General features: G+C 41.9%; 15 protein-coding genes, 1 other RNA gene and 4 pseudogenes. 10 read left to right on the top strand and 10 right to left on the bottom strand.

The annotated features are described in order from the left end of the window. Positions 1–25: 25 nt before the first annotated feature. Positions 26–892: a 16S rRNA (cytidine(1402)-2'-O)-methyltransferase gene (gene rsmI / locus SLS51_RS18345; protein ID WP_323840068.1), complete on the top strand. Its 867-nt coding sequence runs from the start codon at positions 26–28 to the stop codon at positions 890–892. A gap of 75 nt (positions 893–967) precedes the next feature. Beyond that, positions 968–1,344, top strand: an RNA gene (gene rnpB / locus SLS51_RS18340) — RNase P RNA component class A. 43 nt (positions 1,345–1,387) lie between these two features. Here rnpB and SLS51_RS18335 read toward each other — a convergent pair. Next, on the bottom strand, positions 1,388–2,089 hold the full coding sequence (locus SLS51_RS18335) for a pirin family protein (RefSeq protein ID WP_323840067.1): 702 nt from the start codon (positions 2,087–2,089) through the stop codon (positions 1,388–1,390). Positions 2,090–2,199: 110 nt separating this feature from the next. On the opposite strand from SLS51_RS18335, the gene SLS51_RS18330 reads away from it, so the two are divergent. Beyond that, a complete protein-coding gene (locus SLS51_RS18330; protein WP_011148130.1) occupies positions 2,200–3,096 on the top strand; it encodes a LysR family transcriptional regulator in 897 nt (298 codons plus the stop codon). A gap of 675 nt (positions 3,097–3,771) precedes the next feature. Here the strand turns inward: SLS51_RS18330 and SLS51_RS18325 are convergent. From SLS51_RS18325 to SLS51_RS18305, 5 genes are all read right to left on the bottom strand, one after another. Beyond that, positions 3,772–4,167 (bottom strand): DoxX family protein, encoded by a 396-nt coding sequence (locus SLS51_RS18325; RefSeq protein WP_323840066.1) that lies wholly within the window; start codon positions 4,165–4,167, stop codon positions 3,772–3,774. A gap of 219 nt (positions 4,168–4,386) precedes the next feature. Further along, positions 4,387–4,647 carry a YqjK-like family protein gene (locus tag SLS51_RS18320; protein WP_323840065.1) on the bottom strand — a complete coding sequence of 87 codons (261 nt, stop codon included), beginning with the start codon at positions 4,645–4,647 and terminating at the stop codon, positions 4,387–4,389. Beyond that, positions 4,640–5,041, bottom strand: coding sequence for a phage holin family protein (locus tag SLS51_RS18315; RefSeq protein ID WP_011148127.1), 402 nt, complete (start codon positions 5,039–5,041; stop codon positions 4,640–4,642). Before SLS51_RS18315 ends, SLS51_RS18320 begins: the two co-directional genes overlap by 8 nt. 1 nt (position 5,042) lies before the next feature. Then, positions 5,043–5,348 carry an ElaB/YgaM/YqjD family protein gene (locus SLS51_RS18310; protein ID WP_323840064.1) on the bottom strand — a complete coding sequence of 102 codons (306 nt, stop codon included), beginning with the start codon at positions 5,346–5,348 and terminating at the stop codon, positions 5,043–5,045. Positions 5,349–5,542: 194 nt separating this feature from the next. Next, on the bottom strand, positions 5,543–6,214 hold the full coding sequence (locus SLS51_RS18305) for a DedA family protein (protein ID WP_323840063.1): 672 nt from the start codon (positions 6,212–6,214) through the stop codon (positions 5,543–5,545). A 630-nt stretch (positions 6,215–6,844) separates the two neighbouring features. On the opposite strand from SLS51_RS18305, the gene SLS51_RS18300 reads away from it, so the two are divergent. Together SLS51_RS18300 and sstT (SLS51_RS18295) are read left to right on the top strand one after the other, a co-directional pair. Next, positions 6,845–7,807 (top strand): TerC family protein, encoded by a 963-nt coding sequence (locus SLS51_RS18300; RefSeq protein ID WP_323840062.1) that lies wholly within the window; start codon positions 6,845–6,847, stop codon positions 7,805–7,807. A gap of 290 nt (positions 7,808–8,097) precedes the next feature. Next, entirely contained in the window at positions 8,098–9,345 is a 1,248-nt protein-coding gene (gene sstT, locus SLS51_RS18295; RefSeq protein ID WP_323840061.1) for a serine/threonine transporter SstT, read from the top strand. A gap of 119 nt (positions 9,346–9,464) precedes the next feature. Here sstT (SLS51_RS18295) and SLS51_RS18290 read toward each other — a convergent pair whose 3' ends face one another. Then, the gene (locus SLS51_RS18290; RefSeq protein ID WP_323840060.1) at positions 9,465–11,486 is read right to left on the bottom strand and encodes an oxidoreductase; all 2,022 of its coding nucleotides are present in this window, start codon (positions 11,484–11,486) and stop codon (positions 9,465–9,467) included. Positions 11,487–11,568: 82 nt separating this feature from the next. Here SLS51_RS18290 and SLS51_RS18285 point away from each other — a divergent pair, with 82 nt between their 5' ends. Continuing rightward, positions 11,569–11,724, top strand: coding sequence for a hypothetical protein (locus tag SLS51_RS18285; protein WP_323840059.1), 156 nt, complete (start codon positions 11,569–11,571; stop codon positions 11,722–11,724). 14 nt (positions 11,725–11,738) lie between these two features. Here SLS51_RS18285 and SLS51_RS18280 read toward each other — a convergent pair. Both SLS51_RS18280 and sstT (SLS51_RS18275) read right to left on the bottom strand, forming a co-directional pair. Beyond that, positions 11,739–12,579, bottom strand: a pseudogene (locus SLS51_RS18280) (IS5 family transposase). 534 nt (positions 12,580–13,113) lie between these two features. After that, a pseudogene (gene sstT / locus SLS51_RS18275) lies at positions 13,114–14,360 on the bottom strand (serine/threonine transporter SstT). Between the two features lie 505 nt (positions 14,361–14,865). Here sstT (SLS51_RS18275) and SLS51_RS24720 point away from each other — a divergent pair. From SLS51_RS24720 to SLS51_RS18255, 4 genes and pseudogenes are all read left to right on the top strand, one after another. Further along, positions 14,866–15,577: pseudogene (locus tag SLS51_RS24720) on the top strand (IS982 family transposase); the annotation flags it as partial. Positions 15,578–15,862: 285 nt separating this feature from the next. Beyond that, positions 15,863–17,143 carry a type III PLP-dependent enzyme domain-containing protein gene (locus SLS51_RS18265; protein WP_323840058.1) on the top strand — a complete coding sequence of 427 codons (1,281 nt, stop codon included), beginning with the start codon at positions 15,863–15,865 and terminating at the stop codon, positions 17,141–17,143. Between the two features lie 171 nt (positions 17,144–17,314). Continuing rightward, complete coding sequence (locus SLS51_RS18260) at positions 17,315–17,608, top strand: hypothetical protein (RefSeq protein WP_323840057.1); 294 nt, start codon at positions 17,315–17,317, stop codon at positions 17,606–17,608. Then, entirely contained in the window at positions 17,559–18,335 is a 777-nt protein-coding gene (locus tag SLS51_RS18255) for a fatty acid desaturase (RefSeq protein ID WP_323840056.1), read from the top strand. Before SLS51_RS18260 ends, SLS51_RS18255 begins: the two co-directional genes overlap by 50 nt. A gap of 154 nt (positions 18,336–18,489) precedes the next feature. Here the strand turns inward: SLS51_RS18255 and SLS51_RS18250 are convergent. Then, positions 18,490–18,594 (bottom strand): annotated as a pseudogene (locus SLS51_RS18250) (IS1595 family transposase); the annotation flags it as partial.

Here is an 18,594-nt window from a genome sequence, read left to right as displayed (position 1 = left end):
TTAAATCGGCCATTCGGATGAAACAATGAATCAACCTAATCGAGCAGTGGTTACGACATCCACGCTATATGTTGTGCCAACCCCCATTGGAAACTTGGGTGATATCACTCAGCGTGCGCTTGAAGTTCTTGAGCATGTCGATCTGATTGCAGCCGAAGATACGCGACATACTGGCTTGTTGCTTCAACATTTTGCCATTAATGCACGCATGTTCGCACTTCATGATCATAATGAACAGCAGAAAGCAGATCAATTAATTACAAAACTCCAACAAGGGCAAAGTATTGCATTAGTCTCTGATGCAGGAACGCCGCTGATTAATGATCCTGGTTATCATGTGGTTCGCCGTTGTCGTGAAGCCGGTATTCATGTTGTCCCACTTCCAGGGCCTTGTGCGGCGATAACCGCCTTGTCTGCTGCTGGTCTGCCATCAGATCGTTTCTGTTATGAAGGATTTCTGCCCGCAAAGCGTAAAAGTCGGACAGATACTTTACGGGCTTTGCAACAGGAGCCACGCACATTAATTTTTTATGAATCCACTCATCGTCTGATCGAAAGTTTAGAAAATATGGTTGAGGTGTGGGGAACTGAACGTTACGTCGTTCTGGCGCGGGAATTGACAAAGACTTGGGAATCCATTCAAGGGATGCCAGTAGGTGAACTTTTGGCGTGGGTGAAGGAAGAGGAAACCCGTCGCCGTGGTGAAATGGTATTGATCGTTGAAGGCTATAAAAAACTGGATGACGATGTTTTACCTCCAGAGGCATTAAGAACGCTGGCGCTTCTTCAACAAGAACTGCCCTTGAAAAAAGCCGCTGCATTGGCAGCAGAGATTCATGGTGTGAAGAAAAATGCACTTTATCGTCATGGATTGGGACAGAATGAAGAATAATAGCAATTGCTAAATTAGGGCAGATAATCGGTAAATGCCTATACATTATTGGGTAAACCTCTTATAATCCGCCGCGGAGTTGACTAGACAGTCGCTGCTTTATCATTAATCCTTTGGATGATAGATGGAGGAGAGGAAAGTCCGGGCTCCACAGGGCAGGGTGCCAGATAACGTCTGGGGGGTGAAAGCCCACGACCAGTGCAACAGAGAGCAAACCGCCGATGGCTTACTTAATGTAGGATCAGGTAAGGGTGAAAGGGTGCGGTAAGAGCGCACCGCACGGCTGGTAACGGTCCGTGGCACGGTAAACTCCACCCGGAGCAAGGCCAAATAGGGGTTCATTAGGTACGGCCCGTATCGAACCCGGGTAGGCTGCTTGAGCCAGTGCGTAAGTGCTGGCCTAGATGAATGATTGTCCACGACAGAACCCGGCTTATCGGTCAACTCCGCAAATTTAGCCCCGTTAGATTGGAATCTGACGGGGCTTTCACTTTTTTAAGCAGCCAGATCAATTAACAGCCCCTGGAATTCCGTATCTGCTTTTAAAACCAGACGACTTTCTTCATGAATAAAAGCGCCATCTCCGCATTTAATCAAATTGTTATCTTTAGAATTGCCTCTTATTTTTATATTTCCGTTTAGGGATTGCAGATAGGCATTTTTTCCTTTCAATTGCAGATGATGAGATTGATTTTTATTAAGGAAAATATGATTTACCCACACTTGCTGACGTAATTGCATACTGCCATCTTCTGCGGTTGGAGAAGCTAGCATAGCCAATGGTTGTTCTGGTAGCTCCATTCGTTGCAATGGTAAGCTTTCCTGCTGAGGAAAGGCATTCAGCCAAAGCTGCAAGCGCGTCAGTGGCTTATTAATACTGGCATTATGTTCACTGTAGCTGATACCTTGACGGGTAGAAAATAGTAAACATTCTCCTTTACGGGCTCTGATATAGTTGCCTTCGCTGTCACGGTATTCTGCTTCACCTTGTAGAATAATATTTAATATATCCACATGTGGATAGGATTTAGGTTGGAAAGCGGCTTTGGGGGCGATGACTTCCTGATTGAGTACACGTAGCGCGCCATAACCTAAAAACTTGGGGTCAAAATAGTGACCAAATGAAAATGTATAACGAGCTTGTAGCCAACCATAGTCAGCTTTCCCACATTGTTTTGCTGTTCTATTTATAATCATAATGGCGGTTACCTTACAAAAACACACACAAACAATAGTAATTATCTGGACGGCGAAATGTTAGCCAGTTAATCTGGTCAGCATATTCAAATTTCCTGATTGAGAAAAATATGAGCAAAGAACGAGCGCTTACACTGGAATCTCTCCGGGTCATGGATGCGATTGACCGGCGGGGAAGTTTTGCTGCGGCCGCTGATGAGCTTGGTCGTGTTCCTTCTGCACTTAGCTATACGATGCAAAAATTAGAAGAGGAGCTGGATGTAGTGCTGTTTGACCGTTCGGGTCACAGAACTAAATTCACCAATGTTGGTCGTATGTTGCTTGAGCGTGGACGTCAATTGCTTGAAGCTGCTGATAAATTAACGGCTGATGCAGAAGCATTGGCGAGAGGTTGGGAAACTCACCTGACGATTGTTTGTGAAGCGTTGGTTCCAGCTTCTTCATTATTCCCATTAGTGGGAAAGCTTGCTCAAAAATCGAACACTCAGCTCTCTTTATTGACAGAAGTTTTGGCGGGTGCATGGGAGAGGCTGGAAACTGGTCGGGCGGATATTGTTATTGCACCAGATATGCATTTTCGCGCATCGGCAGAAATTAATTCACGTCAGCTTTACAGCATTACCAATGTCTATGTCGCTAGCCCTGATCATCCTATACACCAAGAACCGGAGCCTTTGTCTGATGTCACGAGGGTGAAGTATCGTGGTATTGCTGTGGCAGATACAGCGAGGGAGCGCCCGGTATTAACGGTTCAGTTGTTAGATAAGCAACAGCGTTTAACAGTAAGTTCTCTGGAAGATAAACGCCGTGCTCTCTTGGCTGGGTTGGGCGTTGCTACCATGCCTTATCCTATGGTGGAACAAGATATTACTGAGGGGCGTTTGCGGGTGATTAGCTCTGAATACAGCCATGAGACAAATGTCATTATGGCATGGCGACGAGACAGTATGGGGGAAGCTAAATCTTGGTGTTTGCGGGAAATCCCTAAATTGTTTGTTAGTCGGTAAGTAGAAGCGATGTGAGCAATCAAATTAGAAGACAGGCTGTAAAAAAACATGATTCGATGATTGCTTAGCGAAATATGAAATTATGGCACAACGAATCTAACATTCGTAAATGGCGCCAGCCAGTACAGCAGACTGTCTGGTTGGCTATGTTAATCTTTTTGAGCAGAGCTGACATCATTGGTAGGTGTAATTTGTCTTAACCTAAATTTTGTGATTTCTATTCTCTGAGTATTGATGGTTCTATTTTTTGGGTATCAGACAGTGATGAAAACAGGGAGACTTTCGAATTTATCAATAACACCAATGGTTTTTCCCTAAGTCAGAATGGTTGTCCTGATGTCAATATATACCCTAAAGATTTCAAGATGTATCGCGACGGCAAGGGAACGAATCCCCGGGAGCAATAGTAAACTATGTGACCGGGGTGAACGAGCGCAGCCAACAAAGAGGCAATTTGAAAGATAATGGGTATATCTTACCAAAGTCACTATGATTTAATAAAAGTTGGATCTATTGGCTAAAGTAAGCCGAAAGATCTTCTAGATCCCCCGGATTACTATTTATCTTTAGACTCAATATTGGATAGTTGGCTGATAAAATCTTTGAGCTTTTGATCGTTTCACCTTTTACCTGTGAGCGGTTATTTTTCAGATTCAGAACAGCCATAGCAAGATATTACCAGTTTCTTTTTATCAGGCGGTCGATACTGAATTTACCTGGGCCGATGATAGCCAGTAACAGATAACCGCCACCGATAGTCAGGTTCTTGAGAAACATAGTTTGGTTCATGCCTTCAGCAAAATTGCTGTGGAAGAGGATGGCAGTCAAAATACAGAAGCCAAAGGTAAATAACGCGGTGGTACGGGTTAACAAACCAAACAGAACTGCCAGACCACCACCTAATTCAAGTAAGATCGTCAGTGGTAATAGAAAACTAGGGACGCCCATAGCATTCATATATTGCTGGGTACCCGCGTAGGAATCACCTAATTTTCCATAACCTGCAACGATAAATAGAATCGGCATCAAAATGCGAGCCAGTAACAGGGCACTATCTTCAAATTTTTTCATTAACAACTCCTAAGACACAGGGAAAATAATAATAGTTTGTTTGATGATTAACTTGTACTCACTCGAAATAGCACAATTTGCTAATCATTAACGGATGGAATGTATACTAAAGGTTGGTGAACTTAGTTGTAAGCAAGGATTATTAACAATTTTATACAAAGTTTTTGAATGTAAGCAACTAGAGTGATCATCAATGAGAGATATTATGAAGAATTATTACTATTTCCATTTCAATAGTCGAATGATATGACGCGACAGATGATAAAATTTCACAGGATGATGGAGGCTATATAAAGAGATAGCATGGATTGCAGGCCGCAGATAGGGTTTTAATGACAAAAGCTTTTGCCAGCTTTTGTCATAAGGTTCAGTGAGGTTCTTCCAGAGCTGTGTATTGTTGGTGAGTTCGAGGCGTTGTAGTTGGATATTTCTCATTAACTGCTGTTCTTTCAGCTTTTTTTTCTGACGTTGTTTACTCATTACTGTGATCTTCCAACATTTCTCTGTCTATCTTTAATTGCTCGCGAGTTGCACTAAGTAATGTTGAATTTCGCGCTTTCCTAATGGTCCATATCAGGCCAATAAGCGCCAGAACGAGTAGCGTGCCAGTGGTACTTGCTAATACGGTAAAACGCCAACTGGGATCGATAGCCCAAAAAATCATAACAAGTAAGCACATGAGGCCGAAAGCGGTGAGCAGTAATGTCAGGCTGGCTATGACTACCAGCTGTATCAAAGTGGCTTTTTCTTTTTCCAACTCTACAACGATGAGTTGTAAACGAGTTTCTATTATCTCGATAACAACAGAGGCAATGCGTTGGAGAATGTCAAGGACCCCTTTACCGGGGCCTTGAGATTTGGATGAGTTGATCATATTAGCGTTTAGCTAACACTACACCTAATACGGCACCGACAACAGCACCAATACCGATGCTTACCCAAGGTTTATCGTGAACGTAGACATCAGCACGGCCTGCCATATCTTTTGTTTTCTTAACAACCATATCACTGGCATTACTGAGTTTAGAACGAGTATCTTTGATGACTTCCTCTACTTTGCCGCGAAGTTCTTCCAGCTCGACTTTGGATTTATCACCAGAGCTTTTGATCACTTCTTCCAGTGTATCTGCGAGTGATTTTAGTTCAACGTGTAGATCTTCATTAGTTTTGATCTTTGACATGTAAATTCTTCCTCAATGTAAGGTGTGTGTATTTGACTTAGTCAGTTGCTTTTCCTGATGCCGGAAAAGACTATCATTAAATATAGCTTATATTTTGGAAGGTGAATAAAAAACATTAGTGTTATTTCACTATTCTGCTGCAAACGATACTTTTATCTGCAGCAGGGAGGGATATTAGATTTTATTGGAATTAATTACTTTTTTTGAGGGGATTGGCAAGTTTTTTTACGCCATACAACTAACAAACTGCCGCTAAAACCAATAATGAGTAAAGCAAGTGGTAGTAATATCAGGAAATTCATTACCAAGTCTTCATGTTGACGGAAAATGGGGGTCTTACCAAATGCATAACCCAGAGAGGTAAGGATAATGACCCACAGGAAGCCACTGAGCCAGTTAAAAAACTGGAAACGACTGTTTTGTAGACCTGTCAGTCCTGCAAGTGTTGGTAAGAGGGTTCTGACAAATGCGAGGAAGCGGCCAAGAAGTAAAGCTGATAGGCCGTGGCGGTGAAAAAGATTGTAAGCTCTTTGATGATAATAAGCTGGAAGGTGAGAGAGCCATCCTTGTACTGTCTTAGTATTTCCTAACCATTTTCCCTGGAGATAACCAATCCAACAACCTAAGCTTGCTCCGGCAGTTAATACTACAATCGTTAGTGGGAAACTCATTGCACCTTTGGCAATCAATACGCCAACTAGTATAAGCAGGCTATCTCCTGGTAAAAATGCAGCAGGAAGGAGGCCATTTTCAAGGAAGAGAATCAAGAATAGCATGATGTAAATGGCCCATAATAGGGATGGGTTGGCCAGAGTTTCATAATCCTGGTACCAAAGTGCATATATAAGTTCTTTTACTATTTCCATCAGGTGTTCCTAAAATGCCTTTGTTCGTTCATCCTGAAAGCATGAGGCTAAACCGATTAAATTACATCCTATTTTACGCTATTTGGTTGGTTTTCATGCCTTTTCACCGTTGAAAAAGGCAAATGACGCAGCCTGTGCCACTGTAACAAAATCAGGGGTGACTAAACAGAAAATTTTGGTGATCAATTGAACGTTCATTAAAATAGGATAAGAAATGGGTCTATGAGGCGGGCTTGTTAGGTTTCTTGCATTTAAATGAATTGCTATTTGTCCTACTATTTTAATCTGTTTTTGTTACCATTTTATTCACTTATGGTTTACTGACCGCTGACTATGAGTCAATATTTTTTCAGTGGTAGATTGATTCTTGTCTGAATTTGATTTATTTTTCATCGCAGCAAAGGGGAGTAACTTCCTTAGCCGGTTTATCGTCATTACGATGCAACAGCATCCGGTAGCCGGGCAACCTTGAACTTATACCTGATGGTACATTTTCTGTGTTGTAAGTGAGACCTTGCCAGAAGGCGAGGGTTGCTTGCAATACATCCATATCCACGATATGGGGAAAAAATATAGCAGCGGCTGGCGTCTTCTGAGACTTCAGCCGTTTTTGTTTATGAGAAAAAGAAAATGAACTCTGTGGGTAGTCCTCTCTTATGGGGAAGTTTCGCTGTTTTAATTACGATTATGTTGCTGCTGGATCTATCCTTACAGGGGCGTAAGAAAGAGCAAGCAATGTCATTTTGTCAAGCTGCTGTCTGGAGTGTAATTTGGGTAAGTTTGTCGCTCTTATTTGCATTAGGATTATGGTGGTATTGTACGGAAACTGTAGGGGGAGCTGTTGCTAATAGTCAGGTAATGGCTTTTCTTACCGGGTATTTACTTGAGAAAGCACTTGCTGTTGATAATGTGTTTGTATGGCTGATGTTATTTAGCTATTTTGCCATTCCGGCAAATTTACAACGTCGGGTGCTTATTTACGGTGTCTTAGGCGCAATTGTGTTGCGTACCGTGATGATCTTTGCAGGGAGCTGGCTGGTTTCTCAATTCAGTTGGATACTCTATCTGTTTGGCCTCTTTTTGCTGGTTACCGGCGTTAAGATGGCGTTGGTGAAAGAGGATAATTCCCCAATAGGCGATAAACCTTTTGTCCGTTGGCTAAGAGCGCATATTCGTATCACTGATAATCTTCACGGAGAACGTTTCTTTGTGAAAGAAAAGGGTTTGTTATATGCGACGCCACTCATCTTGGTCCTGATTATGGTTGAAATTAGTGACGTTATTTTTGCGGTAGACAGTATTCCTGCTATTTTTGCAGTCACTACAGATCCTTTTATTGTTTTGACTTCTAATCTTTTCGCTATCTTAGGATTACGTGCGATGTATTTTCTGCTGGCTGGGGTAGCAGAGAAATTTACAATGCTGAAATATGGTTTATCAGTCATTCTGGCATTTATCGGTATTAAAATGCTGATAATGGATTTTTATCATATTCCTATAGGGGGGTCTTTGGGCGCTGTAGCAAGTATTTTGGCAGTAACAATGATTATTAATGTTTGGGTAAATAAATACAAAGCGACAGAGAACCAGTAATTAGGTAACTATTTTTTAACAGATAACCATATCTTTTTTGAATGGGGAGATATGGTTTCTTCTTGTCTTAAATTGCTGCGAAATGGTTAAACATAAAAACAAATAATTGTATTTTGTAAATGTATAAATTGCCGTTTTGATCACACAAATGTGAATGTGTTGTTAATAAGTGCTGGCGAGGTTGTATATTTTAACTATCGCTGCTTTTCTCTACTCTTGGTTTCCCTATACTGAGGAAGCAAACACAAAAAATATAGGTTTAACAGAACTGTTAATAAAATGGATCAGCTATGGAAAAACAAAAACGTGGCTTCGTGCATTACATTGTGCAAGGGAGCCTGGTTAAACAAATTTTGGTAGGTTTAATTGCAGGGATACTGTTAGCGTGGTGGGTGCCTTCGGTTGCCAAATCAGTCAGTTTGTTTGGGACGTTGTTTGTTGGTGCCCTGAAAGCAGTAGCCCCGATATTGGTATGGGTTCTGGTCATGTCTTCTATTGCTAACCATAAAAAAGGCCAAAAAACCAATATTCGTCCAATCCTTATCCTCTATATCTTGGGTACATTTTTTGCTGCGCTGGTTGCCGTGGTCGGTAGCTTTATGTTCCCGTTACAACTGGTGCTAGCTGTCAATGATGCCCAGATGTCTCCGCCTGAAAACATTATGGCAGTGATTAAAGGGGTGCTGGTTAATGTTGTTGCTAATCCAGTGAACGCATTACTGAACGGTAACTATATCGGTATCCTTGCCTGGGCTATTGGTTTGGGTATCGCCCTGCGTCATGCGACGGATTCAACTAAGTCTCTAATTCATGACATGTCTGAGGCGGTTACTCAGGTTGTTCGGGTGGTCATTCGTTTTGCACCGGTTGGTATTTTCGGTTTGGTGTCTGCAACAATTGCAGAAACGGGGTTTCATGCCTTACTGGGATATGTCCAACTACTGGTTGTATTACTGAGTTGTATGTTGGTTATGGCACTTGTTGTAAATCCGTTGATTGTTTACTGGAAAATTCGTCGTAATCCTTATCCACTGGTATTTGCTTGCCTGCGTGAAAGTGGCGTAACGGCATTTTTCACTCGCAGTTCGGCTGCAAATATTCCAGTGAATATGGCGATGTGCCGTCGTATGAATCTGCATGAAGATACTTATTCAGTTTCTATTCCATTAGGCGCAACGATCAATATGGAAGGCGCTGCGGTGACTATCCCGGTATTGACTCTGGCTGCGGTAAATACGCTTGGGATACCTGTTGACGTGCCTACAGCATTGTTGTTAAGCGTGGTTTCTGCCATTTGTGCCTGTGGTGCTTCTGGTGTAGCTGGGGGATCGTTATTGTTGATCCCTTTAGCGTGTAGCATGTTTGGGATTTCCAATGAGATTGCGATGCAAGTTGTAGCAGTTGGTTTGATTATTGGCGTATTACAGGATTCCGCGGAAACCAGTCTGAACTCTTCTACCGATGTATTGTTCACTGCCGCTGTTTGTCAGGCTGAGGATGACCGTCTGTCATCGGATCAGTTAACTCAACGTAATTAATTGAAGTATTCTGGTTTAATAAAATTAGGTAAGAAAGAGTAAAATATCCGCGCCAGCAATGGCGCGGTTTGAGGATTTACCCTGTTTTACGGTCTGTCTATGACCGTCATTATTTATCATCAAATTTTAAGACCTAACCGAGTACCTTGATCGATAGCCCGTCGGGCATCCAATTCTGTTGCAACATCTGCTCCACCAATAAGATGCACGGTTTTTCCCGCTTGCTGTAGCGGTTGATATAGTTCTCTCAGTGGCTCTTGTCCGGCACAAATAACAATATTATCTACGGCAAGACAGCGTTGTTCCCCATTGCTGCTAATATGTAATCCCTGATCATCTATTTTCAAATATTGCATATTGTTGAGCATTTTCACACCACGCAGGTGTAGATTGGTTCGGTGTACCCAACCTGTTGTTTTACCTAATCCTTCACCAACTTTTGTCGGTTTACGTTGTAATAGATAAATTTTTCGGGGAGAAGGTTTTGGCTTAGGGCCTTCAGGAGATAAACCACCACGATGTGTCAGATTATGGTCAATGCCCCATTTTTCGCTGAAAGTGGTGCTATCAAGGCTAGTACTTTTTCCTGGTTGACTCAGATATTCTGCGGTATCAAAACCGATACCACCTGCGCCAATGATAGCGACACGTTGACCGACATTTTTCTTATCTCTTAATACATCTAAGTAGCTCAGTACCTTTTCATGATGAATACCATCAATTGTGAGTTGGCGAGGCACAATGCCGCTGGCGATAATCACCTCATCAAAATCAGAAAGTGCTTCTGGTGTTGCGGTTTGGTTCAACCGTACATCAACATGATGGATTGCTAACTGGCGCTGAAAATAACGTAATGTTTCATGGAATTCTTCTTTACCTGGGATCTGTTTGGCAATATTAAATTGTCCGCCAATCTGTCCGTCACGTTCAAACAGAGTGACATGATGACCACGACGGGCAGCGGTCACTGCAAATGACAACCCGGCAGGTCCGGCACCGACAACCGCCAGTTTTTTCGGTGTGGTGGCTGGTTCGGCAGTCATTTCTGTTTCGTGACAGGCGCGGGGATTAACTAAACAAGAGGCTATTTCACCGACAAAAATCTGATCCAGACATGCCTGATTACAGCCAATACAAGTGTTAATCTCATCAGCTTGCCCCTGTTGGGCTTTCATAACGAATTCAGCATCAGCCAGAAAAGGTCGTGCCATAGAAACCATATCGGCACAACCTTGAGCCAGCACTTGTTCTGCAATGTTGGGATCATTAATTCTGTTTGTTGTGATCAATGGGATAGAAACTTTTCCCATCAGCTTTTGCGTTACCCAACTGAATCCGGCACGGGGAACCATGGTGGCAATCGTTGGGATTCGAGCTTCATGCCAGCCGATACCGGTATTGATGATAGATGCCCCCGCTTGCTCAATAGCAACGGCTAGTTGCTCGATTTCCAGCCAATTAGAACCCTCTTCGACTAAATCCAACATCGAAAGCCGGTAGATTAGAATAAATTCTCGCCCAGTTGCTTGACGGACAGCTTTAACAACCTCCACGGCAAAGCGCATTCGATTTTCAAAACTTCCGCCCCATTTATCTTGGCGGTGGTTGGTGCGAGTAGTCAGGAACTGGTTAATCAGATAACCTTCAGAACCCATGATTTCTACGCCATCATAACCCGCTTGTTGCGCCAGTTGTGCACAATGAGCGAAGTCAGCAATGGTTTGCTGGATGTCCTCTTCTGTCATTTCACGAGGCATGAATGGATTAATTGGTGCTTGAATGGCTGTGGGGGCGACAAGGTGAGGTTGATAGCTGTAACGGCCGGTATGTAAGATTTGCATTGCAATTTTTCCACCAGCCTGATGAACTGCGTCTGTAATAACTTTATGGTGAATAAGATCTTTTTCATCTACCAGAAATGCAGTGCCTTTCCCTATAACACCTTGTTTATTTGGCGAAATGCCGCCTGTGACAATCAATGCCACGCCTCCGGCTGCCCGTTCAGCGTAAAAGCGGGCAAGCCTTTGGGCGCGATCGGGATGTTCCTCCAGCCCAGTGTGCATTGATCCCATCAAAATGCGGTTTTTCAATGTAGTGAACCCTAAGTCTAGAGGGGTGAACAGGTGAGGATAATGGCTCATTGCAATCTCCATCGGGTGTTTGTCAATCATAACCAGATTATTATTGTGTCCTAAACCACCAGTCAAAACTCAAAGTGGTCGGATGAGTGATGGTTCAAATTTAGATGGAATAAGGTTGATTGGGAAAAAAATGTTAAATGAATGTGATGAAGGTCATGAAATCAGGTTCTTTCATCGAGTTAGTGAAAAGAATCTGAATGCAAAAGTTGTTGATGTACTCCTTGTTGGTTGGGACTAGGTTGTGTTCCTCAATTAAATAATCATTTTAAGAAATAAACGGATACAACCTAATATACCTAATTTCACCATCGCTATAAGGTTTCTTGCTGTTTTTTCATAACGCGTGGCAATGCGGCGATGCTTTTTCAGTCGACCAAAACATTTTTCCACAACATTTTGTCTTCGATAAGTTTCATAGGTCGAATTTGACCCCATTATCTGACCGGGTTTTTTCGTTTGATTTATACGGAATTATCACTTTTATTCCTTGGCTTTTTAACAGGTTACGTAATGATTGGCTGGAGTAACCTTTATCCGCAATAATCGCTTTTGAACGACGTTTCATAAAACCATGTTTACGCTGAATGCCAAGACCATCCAGCAAGCGTAATGCATATTGGCTCTCTTGCTACTGATTTGCACTGAGCTCCAGATTCAGTGGGAGTCCTTTTCTGCCGACAGCCAGATGGATTTTGGAGCCGTAACCACCTTGAGAGCGATCCAAGCCATTATCTCCGGCGACATCGGGATGTTTTTTTGAGCGCCAGCCGTACGAATGTTGCTGCCATTCAGTTAGATGGCTGATCAGTCGACTCAATCCTGCTCATCCAGAATCGACAGTAATTTATTGAAAATTAGATTAATTATTCCTGATTTTGACCACCGATTAAAATGGTTGTAGATGGTTTTCTAGGAATCATAACGTTCGGGTAAATTTCGCAAAGGGGGGGGAACCGGAACATAAAACCCAAAACATGTCGTTGATAACCAGACGGTGTTTAACGTAAGGATGTCCCACCTGTTGAGCATGCTCAGAAGGTAATTAAGGGTACAGTAATTACCATGTTGCATCAGGCAGATCATAACGAGCCATAACATGATTTATCCGAAAGTCTGAGCTAGGTGATTATCCTATCTCAATCTATTGTGGGGCACAGCCTAGTACTACAGCCGTAGAAACCCAAAATCCGTGTTTTTTCTGATTTTTACATGCAGAGAAACCGCATGATTTTAGCTTTCCTATGAGCATTTCTTTCTATTGAAAATTCTATTGAAAAAAAGAAGTACGGTTGTAGTACTAGGTGTTTAGTACCAATCAATCAACAAGGAGTACGCCAGCAACGTTTGAACTCCAAATCTATGGCTATGGCAGAGTCTGATTGCATGACCTTTATCACATTCGTTTGACATTTTTTCTAATTAACCTTATTCCATCTAAATTTCAATCATTATCTTGCCCGACCACTAATCGAGGTTTACGGTTAGGCCTTAAAATTTGATGGTGATAATGGTGTTCACAAACAACCCCGCAAAGACTTAATAAATCTTCAACTCGCGCCATTCTTGGCGCGAGCATTTTACTTTTTCTTACCTATTTATGTTTTTTAAACCCAAATACTTCAATTAATCAATTACGTTGAGCTAGTTGATTTGACGCCAGACGGTCACCCTCAGCCTGACAAACAGCGGCAGTGAACAATACATCGGTAGAAGAGTTCAGACTTGTTTCCGCAGAATCCTGTAATACACCAATAATCAAACCGACTGCTACAACCTGCATAGCAATTTCATTAGAAATCCCAAATACGCTACATGCCAGAGGGATCAACAGTAAGGAACCTCCAGCTACACCAGAAGCGCCACAGGCACAAATGGCAGAAACCACACTCAGTAACAATGCCATAGGTAGATCAACCGACATGCCAAGTGTATTGACCGCAGCCAGAGTCAATACCGTGATAGTTACAGCAGCCCCTCCCGTATTGATTGTCGCTCCCAACGGAATAGAAACTGAATAAGTATCTTCATGTAGATTCATACGGCGGCACATCGCCATATTCACCGGAATATTTGCAGCTGAACTGCGGGTGAAAAATGCCGTTACGCCACTTTCACGCAGGCAGGCAAATACCAGTGGATAAGGATTACGACGAATTTTCCAGTAAACAATCAGAGGATTTACAATAAGTGCGACAACTAGCATACAACCCAGTAATACAACCAACAATTGGACATATCCCAGTAAGGTATTAAACCCCGTTTCTGCAATTGTTGCAGACACCAGACCAAAAATACCAATCGGTGCAAAACGAATAACTACTTGAACAATCTGAGTAACCGCTTTAGACATATCCTGAATCAGGAGCTTAGTTGAATCCGTTGCATAACGCAGTGCGATACCTAACCAATAGCCCAGGCAAGAATACCGATATAGTTACCATTCAGTAACGCGTTTACTGGATTAGCGATAACATTAACCAGTACTCCTTTAATCACCTCCATAATATTTTTATGAGAAGACATTTGAACATCATTGACAACTAGTACTAGCTGCGATGGAAATATAAAGCTACCAACTACAGCAACTAGCGCAGCAAAAAAAGTACCCAGAATATAAAGTATAAGAATTGGACGAATATTGGTTTTCTGGCCTTCTTTGTGGTTAGCAATAGAAGACATGACCAGAATCCATACTAATACCGGAGCCACTGCTTTCAGGGCACCAACAAACAATGCTCCAAACAAACTGACTGATTTGGCAACCGAAGGTGCCAACCACGCTAACAGTATCCCTGCAATGAAGCCTATCAAAATTTGTTTAACTAAGCTTCCTTGTACAATGTAATAAACTAAGCCACTTTTTTGTTTTTCCATAGCTGATCCATTTTATTAACGGCTCTCTGAACCTGTATTTTTTATGTTCGTTTCCTCCAATATTAAGGAAACCAAGAATGGCGAAAAGCAGTGACAGTTAAAATATACAATCCTTTAGGATTTATTAACAATTAATTCACATTTGTGTGATCAAAATAGTAATTTACACATTCATAAAACACAATTATTTGTTTTTATACCCGATTTTGTATAGTAAGTGGAACATACGTTATTCAGCTATTAAACAGATTCGTATTCCTTTAAATAGTACATTAGATGTTTTGCCACCCCACGTTTTTGGCTGCTGTGACCAACCGACATTGCATCCAGACTTGCACTAAATCCCCGAAAATGGGCATAGCAGTACCTGCGATGCTCTTAACATCGGCAAATCGTTTCTTTATCGGCAGTAAATAACGAGAGCTTCGCTTAAGAAGGGAACTAAGTGACTGAGGCACAATCAAAGTTTTTGACAAAGAAAACACGATAGTGGAGAGTCTCAGGCATGATTAATTTAGAAGAACTTTACTGTTGCGTCGATGATTTTTGCCAAAAATTAATGCTGCTTTGGCATCAACAGTTAATTGAAAACGGATTACTTAAACGTCATCGCCAGGTCTCCCTTTCACTCAGTGAAGTAATGACTCTCCTGATTTTATTTCATATGAGCCACTATCGGGATTTCAACACGTTTTATCTTCAATAGGTTAAAAAATATCTCCATCAAGATTTTCCTAGACTGGTCAGTTATACACGGATATTAACATTGAAAAGAAGGGCTCTTATTCCTTTGTGTGCCTTTCTTTCCACTCGTAAGGCTAAAATTCCCGGGATCGCTTTTATTGACTCAACCAAAATTGTGGTTTGTCACAATCTTCGGTATTCCCCTGCATCGGGTATTTGAAGGTATGACACAGCGAGGGAAAACCAGTACAGGGTGGTTTTATGGTTTTAAGCTTCATTTGGTTATTAATAATTGTGGGGAGCTTTTAACGGTCAAGTTGACATCCGGTAATACAGATGAGCGTCAGCCGGTCAAACAGTTAATGAAAGGAGTGAGTGGGCATGTGTATAGAGATAAAGGCTATCTATCATAGGCACTATGTGAAGAGTTGGCTATGGAGGGAATCAAGTTGATCTCGAATGTGCGCAAAAATATGAAAGCCAAAGCGTTATCACTGTGGGATAAGCTGATGTTAAGAAAGTGTTTTATGATATTGAGGGAATTAAGAACCAGATTTAGGCTGATGTTTTCATGGCCCAGATGAGAGGTCAACTCAGTAGTCAAAATTTGCAACTATTTTTCATCTATCTTAGTTGATAGATCAAACATACCAAAAACAAGTAATTACACAAACTTATGTACAGGCTCAAATTTGTTTTATGAAATACATTAAAAAATTTAAATAATTATCATATCTATATTGCCCATCTCACAACATATTGCTAGTGTAAATTTTTGTAGAAAATGCATTTAATATACTAATAAAAGATAAATATAGATGAAAACAATAGAATATTTAAAATTTTTAGAATATAGTGAAATCCCTGTACTGGCTAAAAAATACGGTACACCATTGTTTGTGTACGACCTTTCCACTATTAAAAAGAATTACGAATACTTTAGCAGTATACCTAATGCTTATGGTCTTACCGTTCGATATTCAGTCAAGGCCAACCCAACACGTGCTATTTTGGCGTATTTCAATCAGCTGGGTGCTTCCTTTGATGTCAGCTCTGTCTGGGAAGCCCATCGCTGCATTAATGCTGGCATTGATGCAAAAAAGATTCTGCTTACCGCGCAAGAAATTTCTGCGGGATGGGAGACATTGTGTGAAGCCGGAATGAAATTCGATGCCGGTTCACTCCAGCAATTGAAGATGTATGGTGAAAAATTTCCGGATACCGAAGTCTCTGTACGTATTAACCCAGGTTTTGGCTCCGGCTTGGTGAAAAAGCTGACCAGTGGTGGTGCCCATTCCAGTTTTGGTTTATGGTACTCACAATTGGACGAAGCTGTTACCTTAGCCGAACGATATTCACTTACTATTAAACGTATTCACTTACACATAGGGTCTGGACACGATTCCGAAGTCTTGGAAAAAACAGTTAATTATGCGCTAGATTTGTGCACTAAAGTACCTACTGTCACTCACTTGAATCTAGGGGGTGGCTATAAGGTAACAGCTCTCAACAGCGATCCGTATTACGATCACCACGCAGTTGGTGCCCGTATTGGCACTGCACTAGAAAAATTTTACGACAAAACAGGCCGAGAACTACATTTGGAAGTCGAACCTGGCACTTTTTTGATAGCACTAGCTGGTTCCTTGATTACACGCGTTATTGACGTTGTTAGCACCGGTTCAGATGGTTACCGCTTTATTAAAATTGACGGCGGCCTAACCGAGATAATGCGCCCATCCTTCTATGGTATGTTACATCCTCTGGTGGTGATTAAGCAAAGCGGAGTAGCGGAAACTCATGACATTTGCGAACAGATGGTGTGTGGTCATTGCTGCATTGCTGGTGACAACCTAACACCAACTGCCGACAATACCGAGGATTTTGCTCCGGTGTTGCTGGCTCGTGCTGAAATTAACGATTATCTGATCGTGGAACGTACAGGTGGTTATGCTTCCAGCATGAACGTGAAAAACTTCAACTCCTACCCGGAAGCGGCAGAAGTATGCCGCATCGCGAAAAATAATTATCGCCTGATTCGTGAAAGGCAAACATTGGAGCAAATCACACAAAACGAGCGCAATTTGCTCCTTAAATAACTTCGATTGCATTTGACATTATCTCTCTGTCTTAATGTGCAGCAGCTTCATGTACCCTTCATTTGGTGTTTTCCCTTTCTAGGAAAGCACCCTGATTGTGTACATATTCGGCAAACACGCTATAGCACTAAGCTGCACTATCAACTAGACCTTAAGGATTAAGGAAACACTATGAGCTTACATGAGATGATTGTTCCCGACTTATTGGCTGGCGACCTGGAAGGTAGTACTAATGTTCAGCTCGCACCGGTCAAAGGTAAGGATTTACGTCGCAGTCTGCCGCGCAAGTATTTCGTCAAAAAACCCGCTCTGTTTGTCAGCAAGTTTGTTTTTGCCATGACGTTAATCGCTCTAGGATGGTGCAGCGTAGGATATGCACTGTTGACTCCCGTGACAGTTGGCGGCAGCTGGGGGCATGCTGCTCAATGGGCTGATTTACGCTCATCTGATCGAATTGCAGCATGAATGTTTACATTTTCACGCATTCAAATCAGCAAAACTAAATCGCCTGTTCGGAGTGCTGGTCGGCTTGTTTATGTTCAGCTCGCATTCTCATTATCGTTATGATCACCTTCGCCATCATGCTTATCTCGGTACGGAACGTAATTTAGAGCATTTTGATTATCGCTTTAACAATCTTGATTCATTGAAAGGCTTTTTTATCGCCTTTTTCGATCTCAATCGCTACCGCCGAGTTTTTACCATTCTGGGTTCTGCATTAAACGGTAAACCAATTAGTGGAGTTAGTAAGGAACATACACAACGTCAGATTAAACGAGAATATCTGTTATACGCGTTGGTATTTCTGTTAAGTATAGCGGCATCTGTATATTTCGATACTTGGTTATTTGCGCTGGCATGGTGGCTACCGACACTAATCATTGCTGAAGGAGCTCACTTCATGATCGAAATGCCGGAACATTACGGCCTTAACACCCAAACCATGCCGGATGTCATGGCCAACACCCGTACTATTCGAACCAATCCAATCGTTGCTTGGTACGTCAACGGTAACCATATTCATACCGCACATCATTTCCATCAGGGGGTACCGATGTGCAACGTAAAAAAGCTGAATGAGCTGATTAAACCTCAACTGGAAGTGGTGGAGACTTCTTATTTCTCCTTTTATCGTGATGTCATTCGCGGACGCATCACTCACCAAGAGGATGCCACTTGTATGACTCGTTGATAGGGTTAGTGTTGTTAATCATTTTTTTATACCGGTGATGGAATTATCCACAACTTGTCAAGCGCTTGGTAATCTTTAATGACATTAATTTATTGCCGATGTATAACAAATGGATAGCGTTTTTGTAACTTAATGCAGGTAAAATATAACCTGATTACCATCGAATCTCAGCTAGCTTGAGTAAATACTCAGGTATAGGTGCTGCCCGGATACATGAATAAATAAGCTGTTCGAATGTTTTTTTAAGGTTAAAGCGCCA

It is taken from the genome of Photorhabdus africana, assembly GCF_035181445.1.
Taxonomy (GTDB): Bacteria; Pseudomonadota; Gammaproteobacteria; order Enterobacterales; family Enterobacteriaceae; genus Photorhabdus; species Photorhabdus laumondii.
Note: the sequence above shows the minus strand (reverse complement) of the source record. Positions and strands in the feature narration are given on the sequence as shown.